This is a genomic window from Stieleria sp. (assembly GCF_041595215.1).
GTDB classification, from domain to species: Bacteria; Planctomycetota; Planctomycetia; order Pirellulales; family Pirellulaceae; genus Stieleria; species Stieleria magnilauensis.
Window position 1 is genome coordinate 1 of record NZ_JBFHKV010001296.1, and the last position, 2,112, is coordinate 2,112.

The 2,112-nt window shown below is 60.6% G+C and carries 2 protein-coding genes; one reads left to right on the forward strand and one right to left on the reverse strand.

All coding sequences use genetic code 11. The annotated features are described in order from the left end of the window. Positions 1–118: 118 nt before the first annotated feature. Positions 119–553 (reverse strand): hypothetical protein, encoded by a 435-nt coding sequence (locus ABX749_RS30720; RefSeq protein ID WP_145219792.1) that lies wholly within the window; start codon positions 551–553, stop codon positions 119–121. Between the two features lie 377 nt (positions 554–930). Here ABX749_RS30720 and ABX749_RS30725 point away from each other — a divergent pair, with 377 nt between their 5' ends. Further along, entirely contained in the window at positions 931–1,830 is a 900-nt protein-coding gene (locus ABX749_RS30725; RefSeq protein WP_372899393.1) for a tetratricopeptide repeat protein, read from the forward strand. Positions 1,831–2,112 lie beyond the last annotated feature (282 nt).

Below are 2,112 nucleotides of genomic sequence, written 5' to 3' on the forward strand. Positions count from 1 at the left end.
ATACGCCCACTGCAGAGGACTCGTTGCCTCGTCCACTTGCAGAGGACTCGTCGCCTCGTCCATTTGCGGAGGACTCGTCGCCTCGTCCACTACCGGAAAATTGAGCTGGGACGGAGCACTAGGGTGCGATCTGTTTCAGGATCGCCGCAAACACGGCCTCGTTCTTGTCAAAATCGCGGCTCTCGGCCTGCATCTGAACCATCAGCACGTCCTCGCCGGCGGGGTCCCCGTCGGGCCGCAGGATCACGATCCGGCTGACGATCAACAGATCCAGGTAGTAGAACCGCAGGTCCGTCACCGGCGTGTCGGCCGGCAGCACCTCCATCGTGACATCTTCACGCTCCAGGTCCTCGTAATCTGCCGCGATCGCGTCGACGATCTGCTCGATCAACCCCGGGACTTCGTCGGCCTTGGTCCGTTCGATCGAGAAAAATCCTCCCCCCGGAATATCCAACGTCGCCCCCTGATCCCCTTCCTCGTCGGCTCGGTCGGCGACGGTCCAGTTGTCGGGATAGAGAAAACGGAGTCCGAAAGAATCAAATTGAGCAGGCATCAAATTGGCGGGCAAATCAGGAGGCTGTAAAAGGCGCAATTGCAGTGCAACGCATTTCGCTGGTATTTCTTGTTTCTGTCAATGCGTCGAAGTGCCAAAAATCCCCTCGGCCGTCACGGCCCCCCTCGGCGTCGACCTTTTCCACCCAGCCTCGTCCGGTGACCTGCGTGCGTTCGAACAACCGCCCCAACCCGCCCCACGTGGCGCCGCCGCGCGACACCGGCACCCGCTGGCGCGCGCCGCCCGGGCAACGTTGTGACGCATTTTTTAGCGGCAGGGTGCGAGCCCTCCGGTGTGTTGGCAAAGATGCGGAACCGGCGGGCTCGCGCCCTGCCGCTAACAACTTACGAAACAGAGGGAAAAAATGCTTCACAGCGTTGCCGGTCGTAGTGGCGTTGCTGTCATTGCTGTATTGCTCCGCAGGCTGCCGTGCGATTCACGGGATTGGCGAAAGCCGACAATCGATCGCCGCGCGAAAGTTGTCACGCCAGGGGCTGCAGAAAATGCGAGTGGGCAAGTGGACCGACGCCGAACAATTATTTGGCGAAGCCCTGGCCCTGTCCGATAAAGATGATCGAGCCCATCGCGGACTGGCGGAGACCTATTGGAATCGGGGGCAGCGGGTTTCCGCGATCGAGCATATGGAAAAGGCGGTCGCGTTGAGCGCCGGTGATCCACGTTTGGTCGGTCGGCTCGGCGAAATGTACTTGCAGGAAGGGCAGCTCGAAAAAGCGGTGACGCAAAGCGAAATCGCACTCGCTTCCGAACGCAACTCCGCCGAAATCTGGACCCTGCGGGGAGACTGCCTGCGCCAGAAGGGGAACGAAGAGGAGGCGTTGGCGGCCTACCATCGCGCGCTCGCCCTGCAGCCGGATTACGTCGAAGCCAAACTGCATGTCGCCGAGCTGTATCTGAACAGCAATCAGTACGATCGCATCCTGGCAACACTCGACCAGCTCGACCCGGTCGGTGACGAATCCGCCGCCCCCACTCGCGTGCACATGCTGCGTGGGATCGCGATGCGGAACCTGGATCGCCCCGAATTGGCAGCAAAACACTTTGCCAAGGCCGCCGAAAGTGACCCGCTGCGGGCTGAGCCGCATCTGCAACTGGCCGCGATCGAACTGGAAAAGGGCCGTCCTGACCTTGCTAGCCGATCCGTCGCCCGCGCCCTACAACTCGATCGCCAGCTGGTCGAATCGAGTGGCTGGAAGAGCTACCTGTTGTCACCGGAGCAATTGGCGGCGCAGCAAGCCGACGACGAGACACGTCGCTGAGGCTCCCGCCCCGACCGCCCGGGGACTGTCCCCGGTTGGCGTCAGCCGAGACAGGATGGGTCGTGAGGAGTTTGGCCGGACGGAAGATTGCAAATTGAAAATTGAAAACTGCGAATTGAAAAATGCAAATTTGCTGACACTAACGTTTTCTATGTTTACCCGTGATGAAGCCCGAAGGGCTGGCACAATGCTTGCCGGTGGCGTCAGCCACCGGAATGGAAAGACCTCGATCACGGAGGCCTGAAAGGCCGGCACAATCGGTTTCATGAACCGCGGGTATTG